At 73.3% G+C, this 22716-nt stretch carries 19 protein-coding genes; 6 read left to right on the top strand and 13 right to left on the bottom strand.

Translation table 11 applies throughout. From position 1 onward, the window contains the following. The first annotated feature begins 50 nt into the window (after positions 1-50). Positions 51-800 carry a helix-turn-helix transcriptional regulator gene (locus ACFVTF_RS04200; protein ID WP_331745118.1) on the top strand — a complete coding sequence of 250 codons (750 nt, stop codon included), beginning with the start codon at positions 51-53 and terminating at the stop codon, positions 798-800. Beyond that, positions 797-1267 (top strand): NUDIX domain-containing protein, encoded by a 471-nt coding sequence (locus ACFVTF_RS04195; RefSeq protein ID WP_331745120.1) that lies wholly within the window; start codon positions 797-799, stop codon positions 1265-1267. Before ACFVTF_RS04200 ends, ACFVTF_RS04195 begins: the two co-directional genes overlap by 4 nt. Here ACFVTF_RS04195 and ACFVTF_RS04190 read toward each other — a convergent pair whose 3' ends face one another. Beyond that, a complete protein-coding gene (locus ACFVTF_RS04190; protein ID WP_387808721.1) occupies positions 1268-2179 on the bottom strand; it encodes a LysR family transcriptional regulator in 912 nt (303 codons plus the stop codon). Positions 2180-2317: 138 nt separating this feature from the next. Here ACFVTF_RS04190 and ACFVTF_RS04185 point away from each other — a divergent pair, with 138 nt between their 5' ends. Both ACFVTF_RS04185 and ACFVTF_RS04180 read left to right on the top strand, forming a co-directional pair. Next, positions 2318-3130 carry a DMT family transporter gene (locus tag ACFVTF_RS04185; protein ID WP_387809582.1) on the top strand — a complete coding sequence of 271 codons (813 nt, stop codon included), beginning with the start codon at positions 2318-2320 and terminating at the stop codon, positions 3128-3130. A gap of 133 nt (positions 3131-3263) precedes the next feature. Continuing rightward, a complete protein-coding gene (locus ACFVTF_RS04180) occupies positions 3264-3914 on the top strand; it encodes a dihydrofolate reductase family protein (protein WP_387808718.1) in 651 nt (216 codons plus the stop codon). A gap of 79 nt (positions 3915-3993) precedes the next feature. Here the strand turns inward: ACFVTF_RS04180 and ACFVTF_RS04175 are convergent, their stop codons facing one another. Genes ACFVTF_RS04175 through ACFVTF_RS04165 form a run of 3 tightly spaced genes read right to left on the bottom strand, consistent with a single transcriptional unit; the run spans position 3994 to position 7203 of the window. Beyond that, the gene (locus ACFVTF_RS04175) at positions 3994-5313 is read right to left on the bottom strand and encodes a cytochrome P450 (RefSeq protein WP_387808715.1); all 1320 of its coding nucleotides are present in this window, start codon (positions 5311-5313) and stop codon (positions 3994-3996) included. Next, the gene (locus ACFVTF_RS04170) at positions 5297-6328 is read right to left on the bottom strand and encodes a terpene synthase family protein (protein ID WP_387808713.1); all 1032 of its coding nucleotides are present in this window, start codon (positions 6326-6328) and stop codon (positions 5297-5299) included. Before ACFVTF_RS04170 ends, ACFVTF_RS04175 begins: the two co-directional genes overlap by 17 nt. Next, positions 6325-7203, bottom strand: coding sequence for a class I SAM-dependent methyltransferase (locus ACFVTF_RS04165; RefSeq protein ID WP_387808710.1), 879 nt, complete (start codon positions 7201-7203; stop codon positions 6325-6327). Before ACFVTF_RS04165 ends, ACFVTF_RS04170 begins: the two co-directional genes overlap by 4 nt. A 378-nt stretch (positions 7204-7581) precedes the next feature. Here ACFVTF_RS04165 and ACFVTF_RS04160 point away from each other — a divergent pair, with 378 nt between their 5' ends. Beyond that, entirely contained in the window at positions 7582-8976 is a 1395-nt protein-coding gene (locus ACFVTF_RS04160) for a protoporphyrinogen/coproporphyrinogen oxidase (RefSeq protein WP_387808707.1), read from the top strand. Between the two features lie 52 nt (positions 8977-9028). Here ACFVTF_RS04160 and ACFVTF_RS04155 read toward each other — a convergent pair whose 3' ends face one another. Next, positions 9029-9589 (bottom strand): TetR family transcriptional regulator, encoded by a 561-nt coding sequence (locus tag ACFVTF_RS04155; RefSeq protein ID WP_387808704.1) that lies wholly within the window; start codon positions 9587-9589, stop codon positions 9029-9031. A 197-nt stretch (positions 9590-9786) separates the two neighbouring features. Here ACFVTF_RS04155 and ACFVTF_RS04150 point away from each other — a divergent pair, with 197 nt between their 5' ends. Beyond that, positions 9787-12582 (top strand): AAA family ATPase, encoded by a 2796-nt coding sequence (locus tag ACFVTF_RS04150; RefSeq protein WP_387809579.1) that lies wholly within the window; start codon positions 9787-9789, stop codon positions 12580-12582. Positions 12583-12702: 120 nt separating this feature from the next. Here ACFVTF_RS04150 and ACFVTF_RS04145 read toward each other — a convergent pair whose 3' ends face one another. From ACFVTF_RS04145 to ACFVTF_RS04110, 8 genes are all read right to left on the bottom strand, one after another. Continuing rightward, positions 12703-13383 (bottom strand): hypothetical protein, encoded by a 681-nt coding sequence (locus ACFVTF_RS04145; RefSeq protein WP_387808701.1) that lies wholly within the window; start codon positions 13381-13383, stop codon positions 12703-12705. Positions 13384-14052: 669 nt separating this feature from the next. After that, positions 14053-14616 (bottom strand): hypothetical protein, encoded by a 564-nt coding sequence (locus tag ACFVTF_RS04140; protein ID WP_350878699.1) that lies wholly within the window; start codon positions 14614-14616, stop codon positions 14053-14055. Between the two features lie 216 nt (positions 14617-14832). Next, positions 14833-15573, bottom strand: coding sequence for an SDR family NAD(P)-dependent oxidoreductase (locus tag ACFVTF_RS04135; RefSeq protein ID WP_387808698.1), 741 nt, complete (start codon positions 15571-15573; stop codon positions 14833-14835). Between the two features lie 114 nt (positions 15574-15687). After that, positions 15688-17439, bottom strand: coding sequence for an amidohydrolase (locus ACFVTF_RS04130; protein ID WP_387808695.1), 1752 nt, complete (start codon positions 17437-17439; stop codon positions 15688-15690). A 144-nt stretch (positions 17440-17583) separates the two neighbouring features. After that, positions 17584-19029 (bottom strand): NADP-dependent phosphogluconate dehydrogenase, encoded by a 1446-nt coding sequence (gene gndA, locus ACFVTF_RS04125; protein ID WP_387808692.1) that lies wholly within the window; start codon positions 19027-19029, stop codon positions 17584-17586. 105 nt (positions 19030-19134) lie between these two features. Beyond that, positions 19135-19398: a hypothetical protein gene (locus ACFVTF_RS04120; RefSeq protein ID WP_331745136.1), complete on the bottom strand. Its 264-nt coding sequence runs from the start codon at positions 19396-19398 to the stop codon at positions 19135-19137. 230 nt (positions 19399-19628) lie between these two features. Continuing rightward, the gene (locus ACFVTF_RS04115) at positions 19629-20732 is read right to left on the bottom strand and encodes a hypothetical protein (RefSeq protein ID WP_387808689.1); all 1104 of its coding nucleotides are present in this window, start codon (positions 20730-20732) and stop codon (positions 19629-19631) included. A gap of 53 nt (positions 20733-20785) precedes the next feature. Continuing rightward, the gene (locus tag ACFVTF_RS04110; RefSeq protein ID WP_387808687.1) at positions 20786-22675 is read right to left on the bottom strand and encodes a DNA/RNA non-specific endonuclease; all 1890 of its coding nucleotides are present in this window, start codon (positions 22673-22675) and stop codon (positions 20786-20788) included. Between the last annotated feature and the right edge of the window lie 41 nt (positions 22676-22716).

Genomic DNA, 22716 nt, shown 5'->3' with positions numbered 1-22716 from the left:
TATCGTCCAGAGGCCTCAGTACGTCCCAAGACGTCCCACCCGGGAGCGCGATGGCGAACGAACGTCTCCGGTCGGCTCTCGTCATCCGAGGGGTCACCGAGAAGGGATTGGCGGAGCACTGCGGAGTGGACGCCAAGACCGTGGAGCGCTGGATCCTCAAGAACCGCGAACCGTACCGGCGACACCGGCAGGCGGCGGCGGCCAAGCTGCAGATCGATGAGGACTACCTCTGGCCGGACGCGAAGTCCGAGACGCAGCGCCTGGACGAGGCCGACGCTGAGATCGTCCACGTCTACCCCCACCGTTCGTCCGTGCCACCGGACTTGTGGCTGCAGTTCGCCGAGCGCGCCACCATCGAGATCGGGGTCTTGGTCCACGCCGGCGTGCACCTCGCTGAGAACCCGCGATGGCATCGAATCCTCGCCGAGCGGGCGCGATCGGGGGTTCGCGTCCGTATGCTCCTGGGTGACCCGGACAGCCCGGAGGTCGCCCGGCGGGGAGAGGAGGAAGAGATCGGCGCGGGCGTCGCCTACAAGGTGCGCGAGGTGATGAAGCTCTACCGGCCGCTCTACGGGACGCCCGGCATCGAGTTCCGGGCCCACCGGTCCACGCTGCACAACTCCCTGTACAGGTTCGACGACGAGGTGCTCGTCAACACCCAGATCTACGGGGTGAGCGCCCCTCTCGCTCCGGTGCTCCATCTGAGGCGTGTTGCCGGCGCCCAGCTGGCCTTGACCTACCAGCACAGCTTCGAAAAGGTCTGGGCGAGTGCTGTTCCCCTACCAAGGCAGGCATCGTGAGCCGTACCGACTACTTCGACGACCCCAACGCCCCGAAGGCCCAGCGGATCGTTCCCGCCGTCACCGCGTTCGTGGTGAGCGACCGGGGCGAACTCCTGCTGGAGAGGCGTTCCGACAACGGCCGGTGGGGGATGCCGGGCGGAGTTCTTGAGATCGGTGAGGACCTTCCGGGGGCCGTTGTCCGGGAGGTGTGGGAGGAGACGGGTATCGAGGTTGAGGTCACCGGTCTCGTCGGTACGTACAGTGACCCCGGCCACGTCATCGAGTTCTCCGACGGGGAGGTCCGGCAGGAGTTCTCCCTGTGCTTCCGGGCGCGGCCGGTCGGTGGCGAACTGAGCGCCAGCTCCGAGTCGTTCGAGGTCCGGTGGGTGCCGCGCGAGGATCTGGAAGCGCTGGACATGGCCCCGACGACCAGGCTGCGGCTCGCCCACGGCTTCCGGAACGAGGCGTCCCCCTACCTCGGCTGATCAGCGGCGGCTCCGTGGGGGCGGCGGGGAGTTGGGCTTCTCGCGGTAGAGGTCGAGGGCGAGGGCGACTGCGGCGTGGGTTGCGGGGTGGGGGTCCTGGCGGCGCCAGATGAGGTGGACGGGGACGGGGGCGGCGTTGCGCAGGGGGCGGTAGACGATGCCGTCGCGGCGGTACTGGGCGGCGGTGGCCTGGGGCGTGACGCCGATGCAGCGGCTGGTGGCGATGGCGGCGAGCCAGTCGTCGATGTCCTGGGTGTAGATGACGGCGGGCCGCTGGTCCTCGGGCCACAGGTTCAGGGCGGTGGTGCCGGTCCGGCGGTCGATGGCGAGGGTGCGGGCGGGGATCTCGTCGAGGCGGATGCTGCGCCGGCGGGCCCACGGGTCGTCGGAGGCGAGCGCGACGATGCGGTGTTCGTGGCCGATGAGGGCGTGTGACCAGGGCTTCAGGTCGAGCGGGGCGCGGACGACGGCGAGGTCGCACATGCCTTCGGCCAGTCCGCCGGTGGGGGAGTTGTGGCGGACGAGGCGGAGCTCGACCTCGGGGTGGCGCTCGTGCCAGCGGCGCTGGAAGTCGGTGGTGTGGCGGCCGAAGGCGGACCAGGCGTGGCCGAGGTGGAGTAGGGCGTGGCCAGCGGTCGCTTCCGCGACCAGTTCGTCGGCGCCGGCGAGCAGGACGCGGGCGCGGGCGAGGACCCGTACGCCGGCCGGTGTGGGCGCGATGGTGCGGCTGGTGCGGTGCAGCAGCCGCACCCCGAGGAACTGTTCCAGGGCGTGCAGGTTGCGGGAGACGGCGGCCTGGGAGAGGCCCAGCTCGGGGCCGGCGTCGGTGAAGCTGCCGGTGTCGATGATGGCGACCAGGCAGCGCAGGTGCTTCAGTTCCAGATCGGCGGGACTCTGCCGTCGCTCATCCATACGCCCAGCGTATCAATGGGTCGATGAATGCATTTTGCGTATGGCTGCGCCGGCTCCACCGTGGAGGACATGGAGCTGAAGAGTTCTCACGACGGCGTCACCGCCCAGGGCGACGGGCGCCTGGCCGGGGTGGCGCTGATGCTGGGCTCCGGCCTGTCCAACCAGACCGGAGCCTCGATGGCGGCGCTCGCCTTCCCGGTGATCGGCCCCGTGGGCGTGGTGGCCGTCCGCCAGTGGGTGGCCGCCGGGGCGCTGTGGGCGGTCGGCAGGCCGCGGCCGCGGTCGTTCACGGCGGCGCAGTGGCGTCCGGTCCTCGGGCTCGCGGTGGTGTTCGCCGTGATGAACCTGTCCCTCTACACGGCCATCGACCGCATCGGGCTCGGGCTGGCCGTCACCCTGGAGTTCCTCGGTCCGCTCGCGGTGGCCCTGGCCGGCTCGCGCCGGCGCCTCGACGCCCTGTGCGCGGTGGCCGCCGCGGCCGCGGTGGTCGTCCTGGCCCGGCCCTCGCCCTCCACCGACTACCCGGGCATCGCCCTGGCCCTGCTCGCGGCGGTGTGCTGGGCCGGCTACATCCTGCTCAACCGGGTCGTCGGCCGCCGCCTGCCCGGGCTGGAGGGCTCGGCCGCCGCCGCCGCGCTCTCGGGGGCGCTCTACCTTCCCGTCGGCATCGTGGCGCTGTGCCTCCGTCCCCCGACCGCCGCCGCCCTGGCCTGCGCGCTGGCCGCCGGAGTGCTGTCCTCGGCCCTGCCCTTCCTGGCCGACCTGCTGGCGCTGCGGCGGGTGCCCACGCAGTTCTTCGGCGTGTTCATGAGCGTCAACCCGGTCTTCGCCGCGCTGATCGGCCTCGTCGTGCTCGACCAGCACCTCGGTGCGGCGGCCTGGCTCGCCATGCTGGTGATCGTCGGAGCGAACGCGGTCGCCGTCACCGCCGCCCCCACCGTCCCCGAGTGATCGGCAGGGCCCCGAGAAAAAGATCGAGAAGAAGGTTCGGGCCGATGTCGATTCGGCCGGGTCCGCTGCGACGTCATGATGTGCGGCGCCCTGCCGCACGGTGACGCGACGACGAGACCTGACGAGGGAACACGTGGACCAACTGCTCAGAGTCATGAACTTCAACGTCTCCAGTGACGGCGTCGGTGCCGGTGCCGGCGAGCAGCAGAGCTTTGAGCGGCCGTTCGGCCTTGACCACCCCGAGAGGCTGTTCGCCTGGGCCGGGGCCACGGCGAGCTGGCCCATGCGGACGGCTCCCGGGGGGAGCCGGGGCCTCGACGACTGCTTCACGCGGGACTTCGCGCGCAACATCGGTGCCGAGATCATGGGCCGCAACAAGTTCGGGCCCCAGCGCGGGCCCTGGCAGGACGACGAGTGGCGCGGCTGGTGGGGTGACGAACCCCCGTTCCACACTCCGGTGTTCGTCATGACCCACCACGAACGCCCGTCGTTCACGCTCTCCGACACCACGTTCCACTTCGTCGACGCTGACCCGGCCACGGTCCTGGCCCGGGCGTGGGAGGCCGCGGAGGGCAAGGACGTCCGGCTCGGTGGCGGGGTCGGTACCATCCGGCAGTTCCTCGCCGCCGACCTCGTCGACACCCTGCACGTGGCGGTGTCGCCGGTGGAGCTCGGCCCCGGGCTACGGCTCTGGGAGTCCCCCGACGAGCTGCTGGACCGGTTCCACCTGGAGGTGGTGCCCAGCCCGAGCGGGGTGATGCACCACTTGTTCTGGCGGAGGTGACGTGAGGGCCCGCCCTGGGAGGCCGACGTCCGGGTGTCGGCCTCCCAGGGCGGGCTCAGGGACGGGCTCAGGGACGGGCTCAGGAGTGAGCGGTCACGGTCGCGGTGAGGGGCGCGGGGCCGAGGGTGGCCGCCGCCATCGGGCGGGGGCGGCTGCCCGGGACCGGGTCCACCTGCCAGGCGGCCGTGACCGCCGCCGTCAGGAGGGTGAGCTCGGCCAGGGCGAAGTCGCCGCCGGGGCAGCCGTGCACACCGGCGGCGAAGGGCAGGTAGGCGCCGCGCGGGGGAGCGGGGTGCCGTTGCGGGTCCCAGCGGTCGGGGTCGAACGCGCCCGGGTCGCGGTACCAGCGCGGGTCCCGGTGCAGGGCGTAGGGGCTGTAGAAGATCTGGGCCCCGGCCGGGAGTCGGTGGCCGCCCAGTTCCACCGCACTGCGCGTACGGCGGGGGAACAGCCAGATCGGCGGGTAGAGCCGGAGGGTCTCCTGGACGACGCGGTGGGTGAGGACGAGCGCGGGGAGGTCCGCCGGCTCGACGGGGCGGTCGCCGACGACCCGGCGGACCTCCTCGCGGACCCGGCGGCGGAGCTCGGGGTGGCGGGCGAGGAGGATGAACAGCCAGGCGGCGGCCGCGCCGCTGGTGTGGGAGCCGCCGACCAGCAGGGAGGTCACGTCGTCGTGGACCTGCCGCCGTTCGGCGCCGGCCGACAGGTGCGTCAGGCCGGCGTTGTGCGGGTCCGCGTCGATGAGGGCGTCGACGACGCCGTGGAGGTCGTTCAGGGCGGTGCGGTAGCTGCGCCGCTCGGCGCCGGGCAGCCGGTCGAGGAACGCGGCGGCGGGCCCGTAGGCCCTGCGGCCCAGTCCGGCCACGACGACCGGCAGGGCGTGGTGGACGACGGAGGCGGCGCCGGCGGGGAGCGGACGGCCGAAGAGGGTCGCGGCGACCACGTTCAGGGTCAGTTCGGCCATCTCGGCGTTGAGGTCGATCCGTTGGCCGTGGTGCCACGAGTCGGCCCGGGCGGTGGCGAGTTCGGCCATGGTGCCGAGGTATCCGGGCAGGCGCGCGGCGCTCAGCAGGGGTTGGACGACGCGGCGGCGGTCCCGGTGGTGGGTGCCGTCGGCCACGGCGATGCCGGTGCCGAACAGGGGGCGGGACTTGGTGAAGATCTCGCCGCGGTCGAAGCGTCCCCCGGGCCCGGTCAGCAGGGCCATGACGAGGTCGGGGTGGTTGAGGAGGTAGGCGGGCCGGGGGCCGATGCGGAACTCGACCACGTCCCCGTACCGGCGTTGGGCGTCGAGGAAGGCCAGCGGCGCTCTGGCCAGCCGGATCGCGTGCCCGAGGAGCGGGACGGCACCCGGCACCCGGGGCGGGCGGCGGCCGGTGGGGTCAGGGGGTGTCGGCATGGTGGTCCTCTCCCGTGGGTGCAGGCGCAGGCGCAGGCGCAGGCGCGGTCGTTGTCGTTCCGGTGCGGTACCGGGGCGTGCCCAGGCCCCATTCCAGGTGGCCCCGGGCCCAGTCGAGGAGCGCCTCGGCGCAGTGGTCGGCCTGCCGCCGGAGGGCGGGTGGGGTGGCGAGCGCGCGGGCGAGGCCGGTGAGTTCGCGGCGGGCCCGCGCGTGGGCGCGCAGGCGGTCCTCGAAGGCGTCCGTCACGAGGAGGGCGGCGGCGTGCCGGTCCATGCCGCCGTGGTGGGCGGTGACGAGCACCAGGTTGTGGGGGTCGCCCTGGGCGGCCTCCTTGTCCACGGTCATCAGGTCGTTGGTCCAGCACACCAGGTCCGCCGCCGCGACGAGGAGTTCCTGGAAGGGGCGGGAGTAGTACAGGGACGGGGGCAGGAAGCAGCCGTCCGTCCGCTCGACGAGGTCGAACGAGGGCATGATCGCCCCGAAGGCCCGGCGCCAGGCGGGAAACCCCTCCGGGTGCGGGACGTGGCCGGCCTGGCGGTGGGCGGCCTGCCAGACGCAGCCGGACAGGTAGTCGGCCACGTGACGACGGAACCTCAGGACCCAGGCGTCGGGCATGGCGTCCGAGGCCCGCTCGACGATCTCCGCGAGGGCCCGCCCCATCGGTGAGGTGGGCGCCGACCCGTACGAGACGACGCCGAGCGGCTCGTGCAGGTGCGCCTCCAGGCGATCGGCGTCACGCCCCAGGTCGCCCTCGTCGATCCGGTCGTCGAGGAGGAACAGCCAGGCCATCCACATCGCCACCAGGACGCTGTCCGACCGGTCGGCCCGCGGATGGCACCACGCCGCCAGCAGCCCGGGGCGGATCCGCGCGAGGTTGCGCAGCTCCGTCGGCGTCTCGCAGAGGCCGGCGGCCTCCACCCACCGCAGGGTCCGCGCGTCGGCGGTCTCGGCGTGGTCGCCGTGGCGGGCCGGGACGTCCCGGATCGCGGAGCCCTTGAGCACGTCGATCGTCATGCGGCCCCCGTTTCCAACCGTTGTGCCGCCCGCCGCTCCGTCTGTTGCTCCGGTTGATGCCGCACCGGGCGCACGCCCCACATGGCGATCATCGCGTGCGCCGTGTCGACGAACCCGGGGCGGCGCAGGTGGGCCAGCGCCTCGGCCCCTTCCGCCTCCCCGAGGGCGCCGGAGCGTGCCATCGCGGGCAGGAGGTCGGCGATCGAGAGCGCCCAGGCCCGCCCCGCCGCGTTGGCCGCCGTCAGCGTCGGGCAGTGGACCCGCATCCCCACCTCGCCGAGTCCCAGGCCCCGCAGCGGGGCGGGGAACGACCGGGCCCAGGCCGCCACGTCGCTGCCGAGCGTGGTGGCCAGGGTGGTGGTGACGGCGGCCCCGAGACGCCGTACGACCGGATCGGGGGAGGAGGCGGAGGGGAAGAACGACGGGTCCTCGATGTACAGGCGGCCGCCCGGCTTCAGCCAGGACGCCATGCGCCCCGGAAGCGCGGCGCGATCGGGCAGGTGGCACAGGACACTGCGGGCGACGATGAGGTCGAAGGTGCCGGGCGGGAACCCTTCGGTGCGCACGTCGTGCCGCAGCACCCGCAGGGCCGGGTGGCGCAGGCCCGCGAGGAAGCGGAGGTCCGTGTCGGTGGCCGTCACCTCGCCCTCGGGGTGCCGGCGGGCGAGCCACAGGGCCAAGGTCCCGGCCCCCGCCCCGATTTCCAGACAACGGGCCCGGGCCGGTAATTCCCAACGCGCCAGATCGCCGGTCGTCGCGGGATCGCACAAATCGGCCAGGGCGTTCAGGCGTTCCATTTGCGCGGGGTGGGCGAAGGCGAGGACTTCGTCCCCGTACGCCGGGAGTTCGCGTTCTGTCGGCGGTTCCTTCCGCATGCGGTACCTCCTTTTCCTCGCCGATTGGATCAGCGCCGTTGTACCGCCCCCTGGCGACACGCCAGTCCGTTCGGTGCGGCGCACCGGATTTCGTGCTTCGCTTCTCGCGGCTTCTCGTGGCTTCTCGTGGCTTCTCGCGCGGAGGCCGTGAACACGGTGACGTGAGGGCGGCGCACCACCGCCGCCCTCGATTCGCATCGATCTCAACACCGGTGTTCCACGGGTGTCAACGGTGCGTCAACCTGCTGACAGAAGCGCCGTGATGGTCGCGCCGGAGGAGATCCGATGGGGTTGACGGACAACTCGGCGCCGTCCCAGAGTGTTTCTGCCCACGCGAAAAAGAAACCCGGGGAACCGGGATGTCCGAGGAGGCGTTGCATGGCCGAAAAGGACCGTGAGGACCGCGTGATCGTGGTCGGATCCGGAATCGCGGGAGCGGCCGCCGCTTTTCGGCTGCGCCAGGCCGGTCGCGACGTCACTCTGTTCGAAAAGGAGGACCACGTCGGAGGCCGGATGTCCACCCGCGAAGTGCCGGTCGGAGACGTCCGATATCGCGTCGACCGCGGCGCGAGCTGGCTTTCCCGGAATTACGCGCCCATGATCCGGCTGTTGGAGGACGCGGGGCTCGCCGCGCACATGCTCCCGTGTTCGGACGAGCTGGCCGTGCTGCGCGAGGGCCGGGTGCACCGGCTCTCCCTCGTCCAGGCCTCGGGACTCCTGCGGACCGGACTGCTCGGGTGGCGCGCCAAGTTCAAGGCGCTGAACCTGCTGCGCGACCTGGCGGCCGCCCGCCGCCGGCTGCGCTGGGAGGACATGTCCGGCGCCGCCGGGATCGACGGGGAGAGCGCCCGGGACCACGCCCTGCGCAGGCTCGACCGGGAGCTCCTGGACTACCTGGTCGAGCCCCTGTGCAGCACCCAGTTCCTCGTACCCGCCGAGGAGGTCGCCGCCGTCGGCGCCTTCTGCATCATGTGGGGCACGTTCGGGGCCGCGAGCTTCACCTTCGACGGCGGCGTCGGGCGCCTCCCCGGACACCTCTTCGACACCCCCGTGATGCGCGCCCCGGGCACCCGCGTCGAACTGGGCGCCCACGTGACCGAGGTCCGCCGGGACGGGGACGGGGACGGGGACGGGGTTGCGGTGGTGTGGGAGCGGGACGGCGAGGTGCGGACGGAGCGGGCCCGCGCCTGCGTCGTGGCCGTACCCGCCCCGGCCGCGGCCCGGATCGTCACCACCCTCGACGACGACCAGCGCCGGTACCTCGACGGGGTCCGGTACACCAGCGACGTCCACGTCACCTTCGGGCTGCGCCGGCCTCCCGCCGAGACGGCGCTGGGCGTCGCCGTGCCGCGCCGGGAGCACCCGGACCTGTGCGTCGCGCTGTACGAGCACAACCTCGGCCCCGGCCGGGCCCCCGCCGGCCGGGGCCTGGTCAGCCTGATCTTCCGGCACCACTGGAACGCCGCCCGGATGGCCCTCGACGACGACACGGTGATCGCCGACGCCCGCGCGGCCGTGGGCGAGGTGATGCCGGGTCTGGCCGCCCACATCGACGACCACCGGGAGATGGCCGTCGTCCAGCGCTGGGAGAACGCGGTCCTCGCCCGCCCGGCCGGCGGGTACCGGGACCTCGCGGCCTTCACCGCGAGCCTGGATCCGACCTCCCCCGTCCAACTGGCCGGGGACCACTTCGCCTACAGCACCACCAACTCCGCGCTCGCCACCGGCGAACGCGCCGCGCGCCGGGTCCTGGACCTGCCCCGCGCGACCTGAGGCGGTGACGCTTCCCCCTCGACGGGCGGCAGGCCGGGCCGAGCCCTCCGGGTCAGTCCGTCAGTACGGCGACCACCCGGCGGATGGTCTCGCGGCGCTGCTCGCGGTCGCCGACGTCCGCCACCACCAGGATCTCGGGGTTGCTCGCCGGCCACAGCGTGGCGAGGTGGACCATCAGGGCGAACAGGACCCGGGCCTCGAACCGGGCCGACACCGTGCCCCTGGCCTGGGCGTCGGCGATCGCGGCACTCCTGTTCCGGACCTCGGCGACCGCGAACTCGTTGGGCGGTTCGTCGCCGCGCTCCAGGCGCTGCCAGGTGATCAGCCGGGGAAGCTCCGGGTACTCGGCGTAGACGTCGCTCAGATGGGCCGCGAACCCGGGGAGGTCGTCCACGTCGAGCGGCACGTTCCCGACGATCTGCTCGACGACGCCGCTCCAGACCGCCTCGAACAGCCCCACCTTGCTCTTGAAGTAGTGGTAGATCTGCGCCTTGTTGCACTGCGCGGCGTCGGCGATCCGGTCGACGCGGGAGCCGTTCAGCCCGTAGGCGGCGAACTCGGCCCGCCCCGCCGCGATGAGTCGTTGCTTGGTGGCTTCCGCGTCGCGCTGCATTCCCCGAGCCTAGCGCACTGCTAACTAACCGTTTACTTGACACGATCCTTACTGACGGGTTGTAATCAACTAACCAGGTAGTTGAAAGCGGCTCCGGCGCGTCACCCGGGTCCCGCTCCCCGTGACCCGCAGGGCTGCGGCGGTCGCGAACCTGCGGGTCGGTGGGGAAGGAGCGGGTCGTGGAGTCCTCCATGGCGATGGTCGGCCGGGACGGCGAGCGGGCGCAGCTGTCCGCGTTCGTACGGGCAGCGGAGGGGCAGCCCCTGGTCCTCAGAGGAGAGACCGGGGTCGGCAAGAGCGCACTGCTCGACTACGCGGCGGAGCTGGCGGCCCGGGAGGGCCACCTCGTGGTCCGGGCCACCGGAGTCGAGGCGGAGTCGCAGCTGCCCTACGCCGGGCTCCACCAGCTCCTCTGCCCGCTGCTCGCCGACGCGGCCCAACTGGACGGCGGCGCCCGAGCGGTGCTCGACGCCGCGTTCGGCCAGGTCAAGGGCACGCCGCCGTCCGTCATGGCCCTCGGCATCGCGGTGCTCGGCCTGCTGTCGTCGGCCGCCGCGAGGCAGCCGCTGCTCCTGGTCCTCGACGACGGCCAGTGGCTGGACGACTCCAGCGCGGCGGTCTGCGGATTCGTGGGCCGCCGACTGGCCGGCAGCCCGGTGAAGTTCCTGCTGGCGATCCGCGCCGACATCGCCTCCTGCTTCGACACCGCCGCGCTGCCGGAGGCCCCGGTCGACGCCCTCGCGGACGAGGACGCCGCCCGCCTGCTGGACCGGCACCACCCGGCGCTGGGCCGGCAGCTGCGCCGGCTCGTGCTGGAACAGGCCCAGGGCAACCCGTTGGCCCTGCTGGAGCTGCCCGCCCACGCCGCGGCCCACACCGGCGGGCGGACGCCGGACGACCTGTACGCCCCGCGCGGCGCGTCGCTGTCCCGGCGGCTCCAGTACGTCTACGGGACCCGCATCGCCGACCTGGGCGACACCGTCCGGGCGGAGCTGCTGAAGGGTGCCCTCGACGGTGCGGCGGCCGGGCCCGGCGACGGCGCGGCCCCGACCGCGCGGTACCGGATGCGCGACGTCGACGAGGCGGTGGCCTGCGGCCTGCTGGTGGTCGAGCCGACCACCGGCGACTTCGCCTTCCGGCACCCGCTCGTCCGCTCCAGCGTCGTACAGCTCGCCACGCCCGACCAGCGGCGCGCCGCCCACCGGGCACTGGCGCACATCCACCTGGGGAACCTCGAACGCCGCGCCACGCACCTGGCGGTGGCCACCATCGACCCCGACGAGGAGGTGGCCCGCGCCCTGGAGGCCGCGGCCGAGTCGGCGACCCGGCGCGGCGGCGCCCTCACGGCGGTGGCCTGGCTGACCCGCGCCGCCGAGCTGAGCGAGCACCACACCGACCGGTCCAGGCGGCTCGGCGACGCGGCGTTCATCGCCGGGCACGCGGCCCGCCTCGGCCACGCGTGCCGGCTCGTGCTGGCCGACTCCACGCCGGGCTCCCACGAATCCCCGGCCTCCGTCCTGGCCGCCGGATACCAGGGGCTGTACCACGACGGCGACGTGCGCTCCACGCACCGTCAGATCGCCGCGGCGGTCGAGAAGCTGCGCGACGGCGGGGCCGACCGGCCCGGCGAGGTGCTCGACCGGCTGGTGGCCCTCCTGCTCGCCGTCAGCCAGTACGCCGCGGACCGCGCCCTGTGGGAACGCACCCACGCGCTGCTCGCCTCACTCGGCGACACCGTCAGCGAGCGGGCGCGCATCTACAGCAGCACCTGGAGCGACGTCGTCCGGCACGGCGCCGGCTGGTCCCGGCCGGTGGAGCGGGCGGCGGCGGACCTGCGGGACCAGGAGCCCTGGGACGTCGCACGCCTGGCCGTGTCGGCGTACCACCTCGACCTCCTGAGCCCGCTGCGCCCCTACCTCCAGCGCGTCGTGACCCGTGAGCTGGAGACCGGTGCCGTGTCCACCGGCATGGTGATGCTGCACCTGATCATGCTCGACCAGATGGCGGTCGGGGAGTGGGAGGCCGCCGAGCGCACCGGACAGCGCGCGATGCGCCAGGCGGCCGAACACGGGCACGACCTCTTCGCCCACCAGACGCAGGCCTACCTCGCCCAGCTCGCGGCGATGCGCGGACGGACGGACACCGCGCGCGAGCTCCAGGCGGTGGTCGACGCCTGGGCCCGCCCGCGCGGCATCGGGTTCCTGACCCAGCTCGCCGACTCGGCGGGGGCGACGGCCGCGCTCAGCGACGGCGACTACGAGACCGCTTACCTCCACGCCATCGGCATCACCTCCCCGGGAACGTTCCGGCCCTACGCCTACCAGGCCTCGCGGACCCTGCTCGACCTCGTCGAGGCGGCCCTGCACACCGGGCGCGCGGAGCAGGCCCGGGCGCACGCGCTCGCCGCGCGGGAGGCGGGCCTTCCCGACCTCTCCCCGCGGCTGGCCCTGATCACCCACGGGGTCCTGGCGATGACGGCCACCGACGAGCGGGAGGCCGCCGAGGCGTACGCGTGCGCGGAGTCCCAGCCGGCCGCGGAGCGGTTCCCGTTCGAGCTGGCGCGGATCCGGCTGGCGCACGGCATCCGGGTGCGACGCGCCCAGGGCGGTGCGGCGGCCCGGCCGTTCCTTGCCCGGGCGGCCGACGCCTTCGACTGGCTCGGCGCGGTCGCGTGGGCCGAGCGGGCCCGGGCCGAGCTGAGGGCGGCTGGCGTCTCGTCCCGCGCGTCGACGCACACCGTGGTCCCGCTGACGTGGCAGGAGCGCCGGATCGCCGGGCTGGCCGCGGGGGGCCTGACGAACAAGGAGATCGGCGAGCAGATGCGGCTGTCCCCGCGTACCGTCAGCGCCCACCTGTACCGCATCTTCCCCAAGCTGGGCATCACGACGCGGGTCGCCCTCCGGGACGCCCTGAACAGGCTGGAGGAGCATGCTCCGGAGGCGCGGCTGGAGCGCCGTCCGGCCGGCTCTCTCACACGTATGACAGTCACGTGACCGCGTCGGTGAGACACGTGACTGTCATACGCGAGGCCGTCGGACACCTGTAGGCGTTCCTGGGCACCGAACGAGGAGAGGCCCGGGATCAGGGCCTTCCGTGATCAACGGCAGTTGAGGTCAGGGCCGTTGAGCGTCCTCCTGCGCCGCGAGCGCGTGCCGGCCGGACTCGGCGAGGGTGTACAGCACGGACCGCTGCTGCTTGTGGCGCTCGATGTTCCCCTTGGCCACGAGCGACTCCAGGGTGTTGCGCACGACCTGCGGGGTGGGGGCGCGGTCCGGGTGCTTCGCCAGCAGTTCCTCCCGCAGCTCCTTCGCCAGGCGCGGTTCGTCGTGACCGCTGAGCAGGGACAACAGGAGCTCTCCGAGCAGGGGTTGACGCGAGGTCGCGGCTTCGGCGGCCCGCGCCGGCTTCCCCGCCCGCACCGTTCGCACCGTCCGCGCGGTGGTCCCGGGCTTCCCCGTCTTCCCGGGCTTCCCGGTCTTCGCCGACTTCCCCGTCCGTGCCGAACGCGGCGAGCGCGGCGCGGGTGTGCGGGCGGGGGCCGAAGCGGACGCCCGGCGTCGCTTCGCCCCGGTGAGCACGGGCTCGTCCTGCGCCTGCTCGGGCAGGGACGCGGGCTCCGACAGGCCCTCGTACCGTTCGGCGAGCTGGAGGATGTCGACCAGGAGGGCTTCCTCCTGCTTCAGCATCCTGGCCTCCTCGGCCAGTTCCTGCTGACGCCGACGGTTCTCTTCCAGATCCGATGCGGCCTGATCGACGAGCCGCGTACGGAGCGTGCTGGCTGGTTGGCTGGTCACAACCGTTCACTCCCTAGTAATGGATGACGTTGCGCATGGTACCCACGCCGGAGCTTCCGTGGAGGAGGGTGCGGGCAGTGTGCGGCTTTCCCCCGGGGCCGTGCAGTACCATTCCCGACCGTCCCCGACGGCCGGTCAGGGAGCGCCGACACGGCGGGGCGGCGCCGACAGGACATCGCGCGGTCGGCGACCCGGCCGGGGACGACATGGCCGGGGACATCGGTCGGCGACGTCGAGTCACTTCGATGTTTCCGGCGTAGGCACCGATGGACGACCCCGGTCCCTTCCGCTCCCGCACACACCTGCGCCGGGTACCCGCCGACGCCCCGACGCCCCGACGCCCCGGCGCTCACCGGGCGGGCCGCGAACTCCTCGCGTCATCTGCTGTCCGACCTGGGAGACGCAGGCGTCGCGGCTCACCCGCGCCGGAGGGTGGACACCGGGAACGCGTGGCGGGGCTCTCCTGCCGCTCATCTCCGGTCAGGAGGACCGCATGGTGCCCGACAGTGTCACCCGCTCGGTGTACAAGCTGCACGGTGACTCGACGGTGACTCGACGGCGACGAGGGAGCCTGTACGCCGGTCGACCGTCACGGCGCCGGCCCGCGCCCCCTGCCGCCGTTCGGGCGGCGGGGGCACGGGCCGGTCGTGTGAGTGTCCGGGGTGCGGGTCAGCTCGGGAAGGGCCAGGTCGGGCACCACGGCCAGGTGACCTGGCCCGGGTAGGGCGGGCCCCACGGCGGGCACTTGGGCAGGGTCGGCGTCGACGGAGCGCTGGTCCACAGGATCTTGCCGTTCAGCTGGACGGCGATCGCGCCCTCGTTGTAGACGGCCAGTTCGGCGCCGGGGTTGCCGCCGGTGTTGCTGGCCCACAGCGGGGTGTTGGCGGCGGAGTACACGACGAGGTTGCCGTCGCCCTGCATGACCAGGACGTTGCCGTTGGGGATGGCACCCTTGGCGACCCAGATCGGGGTGGTGTCGCGGTACAGGACGACGTTGCCGTCGCCCTGCATGGCCAGCATGATGTGGCCGTTCGGCGAGTACCAGGCCTGGTCGCGGTTCAGCAGGCTGTTCATCGGGATGTGGGTGGGCTCGGACGGCGCGGCGGTCACGGCGGCCGGAGCCGCGGCGGGGGCGGCGGCCTGGGCGGCGTCGGCGGTACCCGTGGTGAGGGCGCCGAACCCGATCGTGGCGAGGGCGGCCAGGGCGGCGACCCGGGAGCGGAGTCTGGACATGGGTGGGCTTGAAGTCCTTCCGGGGACAGTGGAGTTGACGAGCCAGCGGGGGTTTCCTGCGGCGCCCGCCCCGCTGCGTCCGGCGCCGCACCGAACGTTAGGTCCGCGCCGCACCGCCGATCGGCAGATCCACCGGCAGCTTCCCGCCCGGACCGCCCCCGCCGGCCCGCCAGCGTCACCGGCCCCGGTTCCCCGGAGAGGGTTCGCACGGGGTGCTCAGAACGTCCCGCCGTCCAGTCGGAGGGTGCGGCCGGTCATGTAGGCGGCGTCGTCGGAGGCCAGGAAGGCGTAGCCCGCCGCCACCTCCTCGGGCCGGGCCAGCCGCCGCAGTGCGGTCAGTGTGCCGAGCAGCCGCGCCAGGTCCTGCGTGCCGGCCAGGTCGGGGTGCACGTAGTGCGGCGCGACCTCGGCGGCCATGTCGGTGTCGGTCCCGCCCGGGGCGATGGCGTTGACGGTGATACCCCGCGTGCCCAGCTCGGCGGAGAGGTTCAGGACCATCGACTCCACGGCGGCCTTGCTGGCCGCGTACAAGGTGTGGTGGAAGACGGCCTTGCGGGCGCTCACCGAGGAGGTCAGCACGATCCGGCCGCCCTCGCGCAGGTGCGGCGCGGCGTGCTGCACGGTGAACAGCTGCCCGCGCGTGTTCACCGCGAAGACCCGGTCGAAGTCGGCCGGCGTGATGGTCTCCAGCGCGCCGAAGTACTCGATGCCCGCGCAGGAGACGACCACGTCCAACTGCCCGAACTCGGCCACCGTCCGCTCGATCAGCGCCGCGATCTGCTCCGGCTCCGCGACGTCGGCCCGGACGGCGATCGCCCGGCCGCCCGCGGCGGCGAGCTCGGCCACCAGCGCGTCCGCGGCCTCCTGGTTGCCCCGGTAGCCGATCGCCACGGCCGCGCCCTCGCCAGCCAACCGCCGGGCGACGGCCGCGCCGATCCCGCGGCTCCCACCGGTCACGACGGCCGCCTTGCCTACGAAGCGCCCCTGCTGCGTGGTTGACACCATTGCTCTACGCCCTCGTCTCGTGTCGGAATACGTGTGTCGGGAGCTCCCCGGCCCGGCCCCGGACGCTCAGCAGCAGCCCCACTGCGGGGTGGGCGCGGTGGCCGGGGTCGCGGCGGCCCGGGCGCCGGGTGCCGGCGGGTGGATGGTCGTTCCCGCCTTGATCGTCTCGACGACCTCGATGTCGCGGATCGCCTCCGGGTCGACCGTCAGCGGATTGGCACTGAGGATCACCAGGTCCGCGAGCTTGCCGACCTCGATGCTGCCCTTGCGGTCCTGCTCGCCGTACTGGTGGGCGGCGTCGAGGGTGATCGCGCGGACGGCCTCCAGGGCCGACACCCGCTGCTCCGGCCCGAGGACGACCCCGTCGGTTCGGGTGCGCCGGGTCACCTGGCTGGACAGCACGGCGATCGAGTCGGGCAGCGCCACCGGCGCGTCGTGGTGCGAGGTGTAGCGCAGGCCGCGGTCGAGCGCCCAGCGGGCGGGGGAGATGGTGGCCGCCCGCTCCTCGCCGAGGACGGTCCCGCGGTACCAGTCGCCCCAGTAGTAGGTGTGCATGGAGAAGAAGGACGGCACGATCCCCAGCCGGGCGAACGCCTCGACCTGGTCCTCGCGGGCGGTCTGCGCGTGGATGGCCACGGTCGGGCGCCGGCCCGGCCCGGCCGCCTCGACCGCCCGGAGGAACTGGTCGATCGCCGCGTCGCCGTTGACGTGCGCCAGGACCTGCCAGCCCCGCTCGACCGCCGTGCTGACCTGCTTGTCCACCACCGCGCCGTCCGGCTCCGCCGGATACCCGCAGTAGTCCTCGGGCTTCCCGGCCGGCGGCGTCAGGTACGGCGCGGTGAGCCACGCCGTGCGGCCCTGCGGCGAGCCGTCCAGCACCAGCTTCACCCCGGCCACGCGGACGCCGTCCACGTACTCGTCGCTCACCCCGATCGGGTCGTCCAGCGCGGAGGAGATCGCCTCGCCGGCCTTCACGTACGCGACCACGTCGACCGCGAACGGCACGGCGGCGGCCGTGTCCCGCAGCGCCTTGAGGTTGTCGAGGGTGGTGCCGCCCTCCTGGACGGTGGTGAAGCCGAAGCTCGCCGCCGTGGCCGCGCCGGTGACGAACAGCATCAGTAGTTCCCGCTCCGGCAGCCCCTTGAGCGCCAGGTCCGAGGCCGGGGTGAACGCCTTCTCCTCCAGGACCCCGTCGGGCTCGCCGTACGCGGGCGGGACGGCGAGTTCGCGCCGCCGGATCACCCCGCCCTCGGGGTCGGGCGTGGCGGCCGAGTAGCCGAGCCGTTCCAGGCCGAGGCTGTTCACCGCGCCGAGGTGGAAGGACTGGTGGATGGCGAGCACCGGGCGGTCCGTGGACACCTCGTCGAGGTCGTCGCGGGTGGGGTGGCGGCCCTCGGCGAGCATCGCGTCGTCGTACCCGAACCCGACGATCCACTCGGAGTCGGCGCCCACCGTGCTCCCGGCCCAGGCGCGCAGCTTGTCCTTCAGCGAGTCGAGCCCGGTGACGTCGCCGTCCGGCGCGGCCAGCAGGTTGGCGATGGTGGCCTGAAGACCGATGCCGCCGAGGTGCCCGTGCGCGTCGACGAAGCCGGGCAGCAGGGCTCGGCCCTCGAGGTCCCGTACGACGGTGTGCGGGCCGCGCCACTGGTCCAGCGCCTCCTGCCGGGGGCCGACGAAGACGATCGTGCCGTCCTTGACGGCCACGGCCTCGGCCGCGGTTACGGCCTGGGCCTCGGGATGCAGGGCGTCACTTCCGCTGTTCTCGGCGACGGTGACGATCTCGCCGCCGTGGAGGATGAGGTCGGCCTGCTGGGCCATGGAGGTCTCCTGACGGTAGGTGGTTTGCGCCCCGCTCCTACCCGTGGTGACTGCGGAATCACCTTCTGTGCCTTCTGTGCCTTCTGTGCCTTCTGTGGCGCCGGTCTGTCCGGATGCCGCTCCCGCACGGTGGTTGCGGGTGTCTCAGCGCTGCTCCTCCGGGCGGCCCTCGACCTCCCAACGGGTGTGGAAGGTCCCGTCCCGGTCGACGCGGTGGTAGGTGTGCGCGCCGAAGAAGTCCCGCTGGCCCTGCACCAGTGCGGCCGGGAGACGCCCCGCCCGCAGGCCGTCGTAGTAGGCGAGCGCGGTCGCGAAGCCGGGGGCGGGCACGCCGAGTTCGACCGCCGCCGAGACGACGCGTCGCCAGGCCGACTGCGCGGAGCCGAGCGCGTCCCGGAAATGCGCGTCGGTCAGCAGCGTGGGACGCTCCCGGTCGGCCTCGTACGCGGCCCTGATCCGGTCCAGGAACCGGGCCCTGATGATGCAGCCGCCGCGCCAGATCGCGGCCATCTCACCGGGGTCGATCTGCCAGGAGTACTCCGCGCTGCCGGCCTGGATCTGGTTGAAGCCCTGGGCGTAGGCCACCATCTTGGAGGCGTACAGCGCCTGTTCGACGTCGTCCGCGAACCGGTCCGACGCCGCGCTGTCGAGCCAGGTCTCGGTGGGGCCGGGCAGTCCCCGGCCGGCCTGCCGGAGCGGCACGCTGCCGGACAGCGCCCGGGCGAAGACCGCCTCGGCGATCCCGCTGACGGGCACGCCGAGCTCCAGCGCGCTCTGGACGGTCCAGCGGCCGGTGCCCTTCTGTTCGGCCTGGTCCAGCACGATGTCGACGAAGGGCTTCCCGGTCGCCGCATCGGTGTGGGCGAGGATCTCGGCGGTGATCTCGATCAGGTAGGACTCCAGGCGGCCGCCGTTCCAGGTCCGGAAGACCTCGGCGATCGCGTCGGGTTGCAGTCCGGCACCGTGCCGCAGCAGGTCGTACGCCTCGGCGATGAGCTGCATGTCGGCGTACTCGATGCCGTTGTGGACCATCTTGACGAAGTGGCCGGCGCCGTCCGGTCCGACGTGGGTGCAGCAGGGCTTGCCGTCGACCTTGGCCGCGATGTCCTCCAGCAGCGGTCCCAGGACCCGGTAGGCCTCCGGGGTGCCGCCGGGCATGATGCTCGGCCCCTCCAGGGCGCCCTGCTCGCCGCCGGAGATGCCGCTGCCCACGAAGTGCAGGCCGCGTCCGCGCAGGGCCGCCTCCCGCCTCCTGGTGTCGAGGAAGTGCGCGTTCCCGCCGTCCACCACCACGTCGCCCTCGTCGAGCAGCGGCACCAGCTCGTCGATGACCGCGTCGGTCGGCGCCCCGGCCTTGACCATGATCACGATCAGGCGGGGGCGTTCCAGGGCCGCGACGAACTTCTCCGTGGTCTCGGCGGCCACGAACTCGCCCTCGTGCCCGAACTCCTCCAGCAGCGCCGTGGTCCGCGCCAGCGTGCGGTTGTGCACGGCCACCCGATAGCCGTGGCGGGCGAAGTTCCTGGCCAGGTTGCGGCCCATCACGGCCAATCCGGTGACGCCGATCCGGGCCGGTGCCTGCTCGGTCATGGCGGGAATCTCCAAGGGGGTCTCGGGGTCTCGGGGGCACGGTGGTACAGCGGCTCGGGACTGTCGGGGCTGTCAGGGCTGTCGGGGCTGTCGGGGCTGTCGGGACTACTCGGCGGAGAGCGCGAGGATCTCGTCCTCGGGAAGCTCGACGTACTCCTCGCCCTCCACCCGGATCTCCGATCCGGAGAGCCTGTTGAAGAGGATCTTCTCGCCGACCTTGACGTCCACCGGGTGCGGCTTGCCGCTCCCCAGCTGTCGGCCGGGCCCCACCGCCACCACCTCGCCCGTCCACGTCTCCGGGTCCTGCGGGGTCGAGACCCTGATCGGCTTGACGATCAGATGATCGTGCTTCGGGTGGAAGTCGGGCATGGCATGGTCCTCTCACGTAACCGCCTGCGGCGCAGCCGGGGCCGCCCCCACACCTCGATTCTGCCGATCCGCGTCCGCGACCGCCCCACCAGCCGCTCGACGTCCACGCACCGGCGCGGCCGCTTCCCGCCGCCCGTCGCCCGCGGCGGGGCGGCCGAGTTTCCGGGCGCGGCATGCTCCGTTCGGGTCGCGGGGCGTCGGCCCGGGCGCAGCGCGGCGGCTCCGGTCGGCTACTGCAGCAGTGCGGTGTGCGGGTGGTCCGGGGCGGCCGGGCACGCGTAGATCTGCTGGTTGTACCCGTCGCCGACGGTGATCATGGTCGGCGTCGCCGGGTCGGGGTGGACGGCGTCCCGGTTCGCGGCGGCCCAGGTCGTGGCGTCCCGGTTCGCGGCGGCCCGGTCCTCGTACGGGATCCAGCTGTGGACGTCCGCGCGGTGCTCCTTCGTGGCGATGGTCAGCATCGGGTCCATCCGGCAGCCGCAGGCGCGGCAGTACTGCGGAACGGGATCGGTGAAGCTCCAGGGCGCCCAGCCGCCGGCCTTCCAACCGGGGGCCACGGACAGCTCCCAGTCGTAGTACCCGTCCTCCGCCCCGTCGTAGGCGCTGCCCGGCTCCGCGCCGGTCTTCCGCCGCGCGCTCCACGCCCGGACCTGCGCGCGCAGGTCCGGGTCGAGCTCCGCCGCCAGCGGGTACTCGGTGACCTGCTCGGGGGAGACCAGGCACGGCTGCGGCAGGTAGTCCTCGTACTGGATCGCGGGCGGCTGCGGAGGCGCGGTGAGGACCTCTCCGACCGCGGTGGCGGACCGCCAGAACAGCTCGGTCCTCGGCATGTTCCCCCAGGGGCGGTCGAAGGGGTCGTCGAACGGACGGTCGAAGGGGTGGTCGAAGGGGCACCACAGCACCTGGAGCAGGTCCGCGCCTTCGGGCGGACGCAGGTCGGGCACCTCGCGGACGTACAGCTGGGCCACGGCCAGCATCGCGACCGGCCCCTGCGGGCACGGGCGGCCGGCGCCGGCCCGAGCCAGCACGGCGCGCTCCTGCGGGGTGTAGGAGCGGGCGCCCGGTGGCCGGGCCCGGGCGGCCGCCCGGATCCCGCGCAACAGCCGGACATCCGCCGGGGAGGTCGCCGGCAGCACGGCCGGCACCCGGTGCGTGCCCTCGCAGTGCGGCCACGGCTCGGCGGCGGGCCACAGCAGTGGACCTCCGACCGAGCTCTCCTGCGGGGACGGCGATCCGGGCCGCGGGTGCAGCCGGGTCGCCGTCCGGGCCAGCGGGGCCAGTTGTGGGAAGGCCGCCACGATGTCGTCCGGCCTCGGCGGGGTGGTGCGGGTCATGCCGGCCTCCCAGCCGTACCGGTTCCGGTTCCTCGGCCCCCAGTTGCCCGGTCTCAGTTCCCCAGACCGGGCCCGCCGTTCTCGGGGATGTTCAGGAGGGTCTGCTCGTTGAAGACGGGCAGTGACGTGCCGTCGGGCAACTGGACCGTGGCGCTCATGCTCGCGCCCCACGGGATGGTGCTGCTGTCGTCCCGGTAGAGGGGCGTCACCACGTAGTACACGGCGGCGTTCCCGTCCGCGGACAGCGCGTTCACCTCCTTCTGGACCCTCGCCTCGAACATCCTCATGCTGATCCCCTTGATGTTCAGCCCGAGCTGGTAGCACGGGACGAGGTTGATCCAGTCCTCCTTGTGACTGCCCCTCCCCCCGAGGACGTTGGCGATCAGGTGGCAGCGGGCGAGGCCACCGCCGGGGGACTGCGCGTTCGCGTCCTCCCAGCCCGTGATGTCGCCGGCGGCCTCGTCCCCCTTGACCAGGGGGTTCGTCAGGCAGGCCTCCGCCTTGCCGGCCCTGGTGGCCGGCGCGGGGGCCCGGGTGCCGGAGGGGCTCGGGCCCGCACTCCGGTTGCGGCTGGGCACGGGCTGCTCGGTGTTGAGGATCCATCCGCTGCCGCTCGGCCTGCCCCGGGGTTGGGTCAGGCAGGCGGCCTTGCCGGAAGGGGAGGGCGACGGGCTCCCGGGGCCGGTCTCCGGGGGCTCCGGCGCCGGCTGGACGGTCTTGATCTCGTCGATGACGAGCTTCACGCCGGCCTTGTACGCGACGAGCTTGCCGCGGCGGTTCATGGCGGTCTTGAAGACCTCCAGGGCGGGGGCCGCGGCGGCCCCCGGCGTCTGCACCTGGAGGGCCGTGTAGTTCCCGTCGGGCTTGCGGACCAGCCCGTCGTAGGCGATGGACGGGCTGCCGAGCTGCGCCGCCTGTGCGGCGGGAAGCTGCCCGACGGCCTCGGGCAGCAGGTACGCCGTGCCCGGGCGCATGTCGACGGTGGTGCCGGCCTGTTTCGCGTAGGCCCTCAGGGCGGAGGTCCGGGGCTGCTGGTACGGGCTGTCGGCGGTGCCGGCGGCGTCGGAGGTGTCGACGGTGTCGACCCCCCGCCTCCGGCTCTGGGACTGGCTCTGACCCTGGTTCTCGCTCTGGTTCTGCCTTGGGGACGGGGCTTGAGCGCGGTGCTGCGGAGGGGCGGCCGCGTCACCGCCCTGGTCCATCGCCGCCGCCGGGTCCGGTGGATTGTCGGCGAGGCTCTGGGTGGCCTGGGCCATCTGCTGGAGCAACTGCTGCGCCCGGGGCTGGAGCTGCTGCTCCTTGGCCTGGAGCTCCTTGGCCTTCGCCTCCTGGGCCTTGGCGGCGGCGCTGAGCTGGGACTGCCTGGAACCGAGCTTGGACTCCTCCTGCCCGAGCTGGGACTGCTCGCTCTCCAGACTGCCCTTCTCGGCCTGGAGCTGCGCCTGTTCGCTCCTCAGCTCGCTCGCCTCGGCGTCGTACGCGCTGGACGCGGCGGCCTGCGCGGGCAGTTGGAAGGTGTGCGGCTTGTTGTTGTGGGCGTCGATCCTGGAGGCCAGGGCCGCCGCGCGCGTCCCGAAGCTGCCGGCCTTCTGCTTCGCGGCAGTGGCCTTGGCCTCGAACGCCGCGGTGTCGTTGCGCAGGGCGGCGGCATCCTTGGTGATCTGCTCCGCCTCGGCGACCACGGCCTTCTCCTGCTGCGCGATCTCCGCTTCCTGCCGGTTGAAGTCCTCGATCTCCCGGACCAGCTGCGCCGAGGCGGCCTCGACGTCCCCGGACGGGACCAGGACAGCGACGCCGCCCGACTGGGCCAGGACGGCCGCAGCGCCGGTGGCCGCGAACGCAGGCGCCCCCGCGCCGACGACCGGCACCAGCACGGCCGCCAGCGCCAGGAGGACGACGCGCCGTACGGCCGTCCGGATGGCCGTCCGCGCAGTCGTCCGCACAGTCGTGCGTACGGTTCGCCGGCGGCGAGCGGCCGGGTCGT

The organism is Kitasatospora sp. NPDC057940 (assembly GCF_042887425.1).
In the GTDB taxonomy this organism is placed as follows: Bacteria; Actinomycetota; Actinomycetes; order Streptomycetales; family Streptomycetaceae; genus Kitasatospora.
Note: the sequence above shows the minus strand (reverse complement) of the source record. Positions and strands in the feature narration are given on the sequence as shown.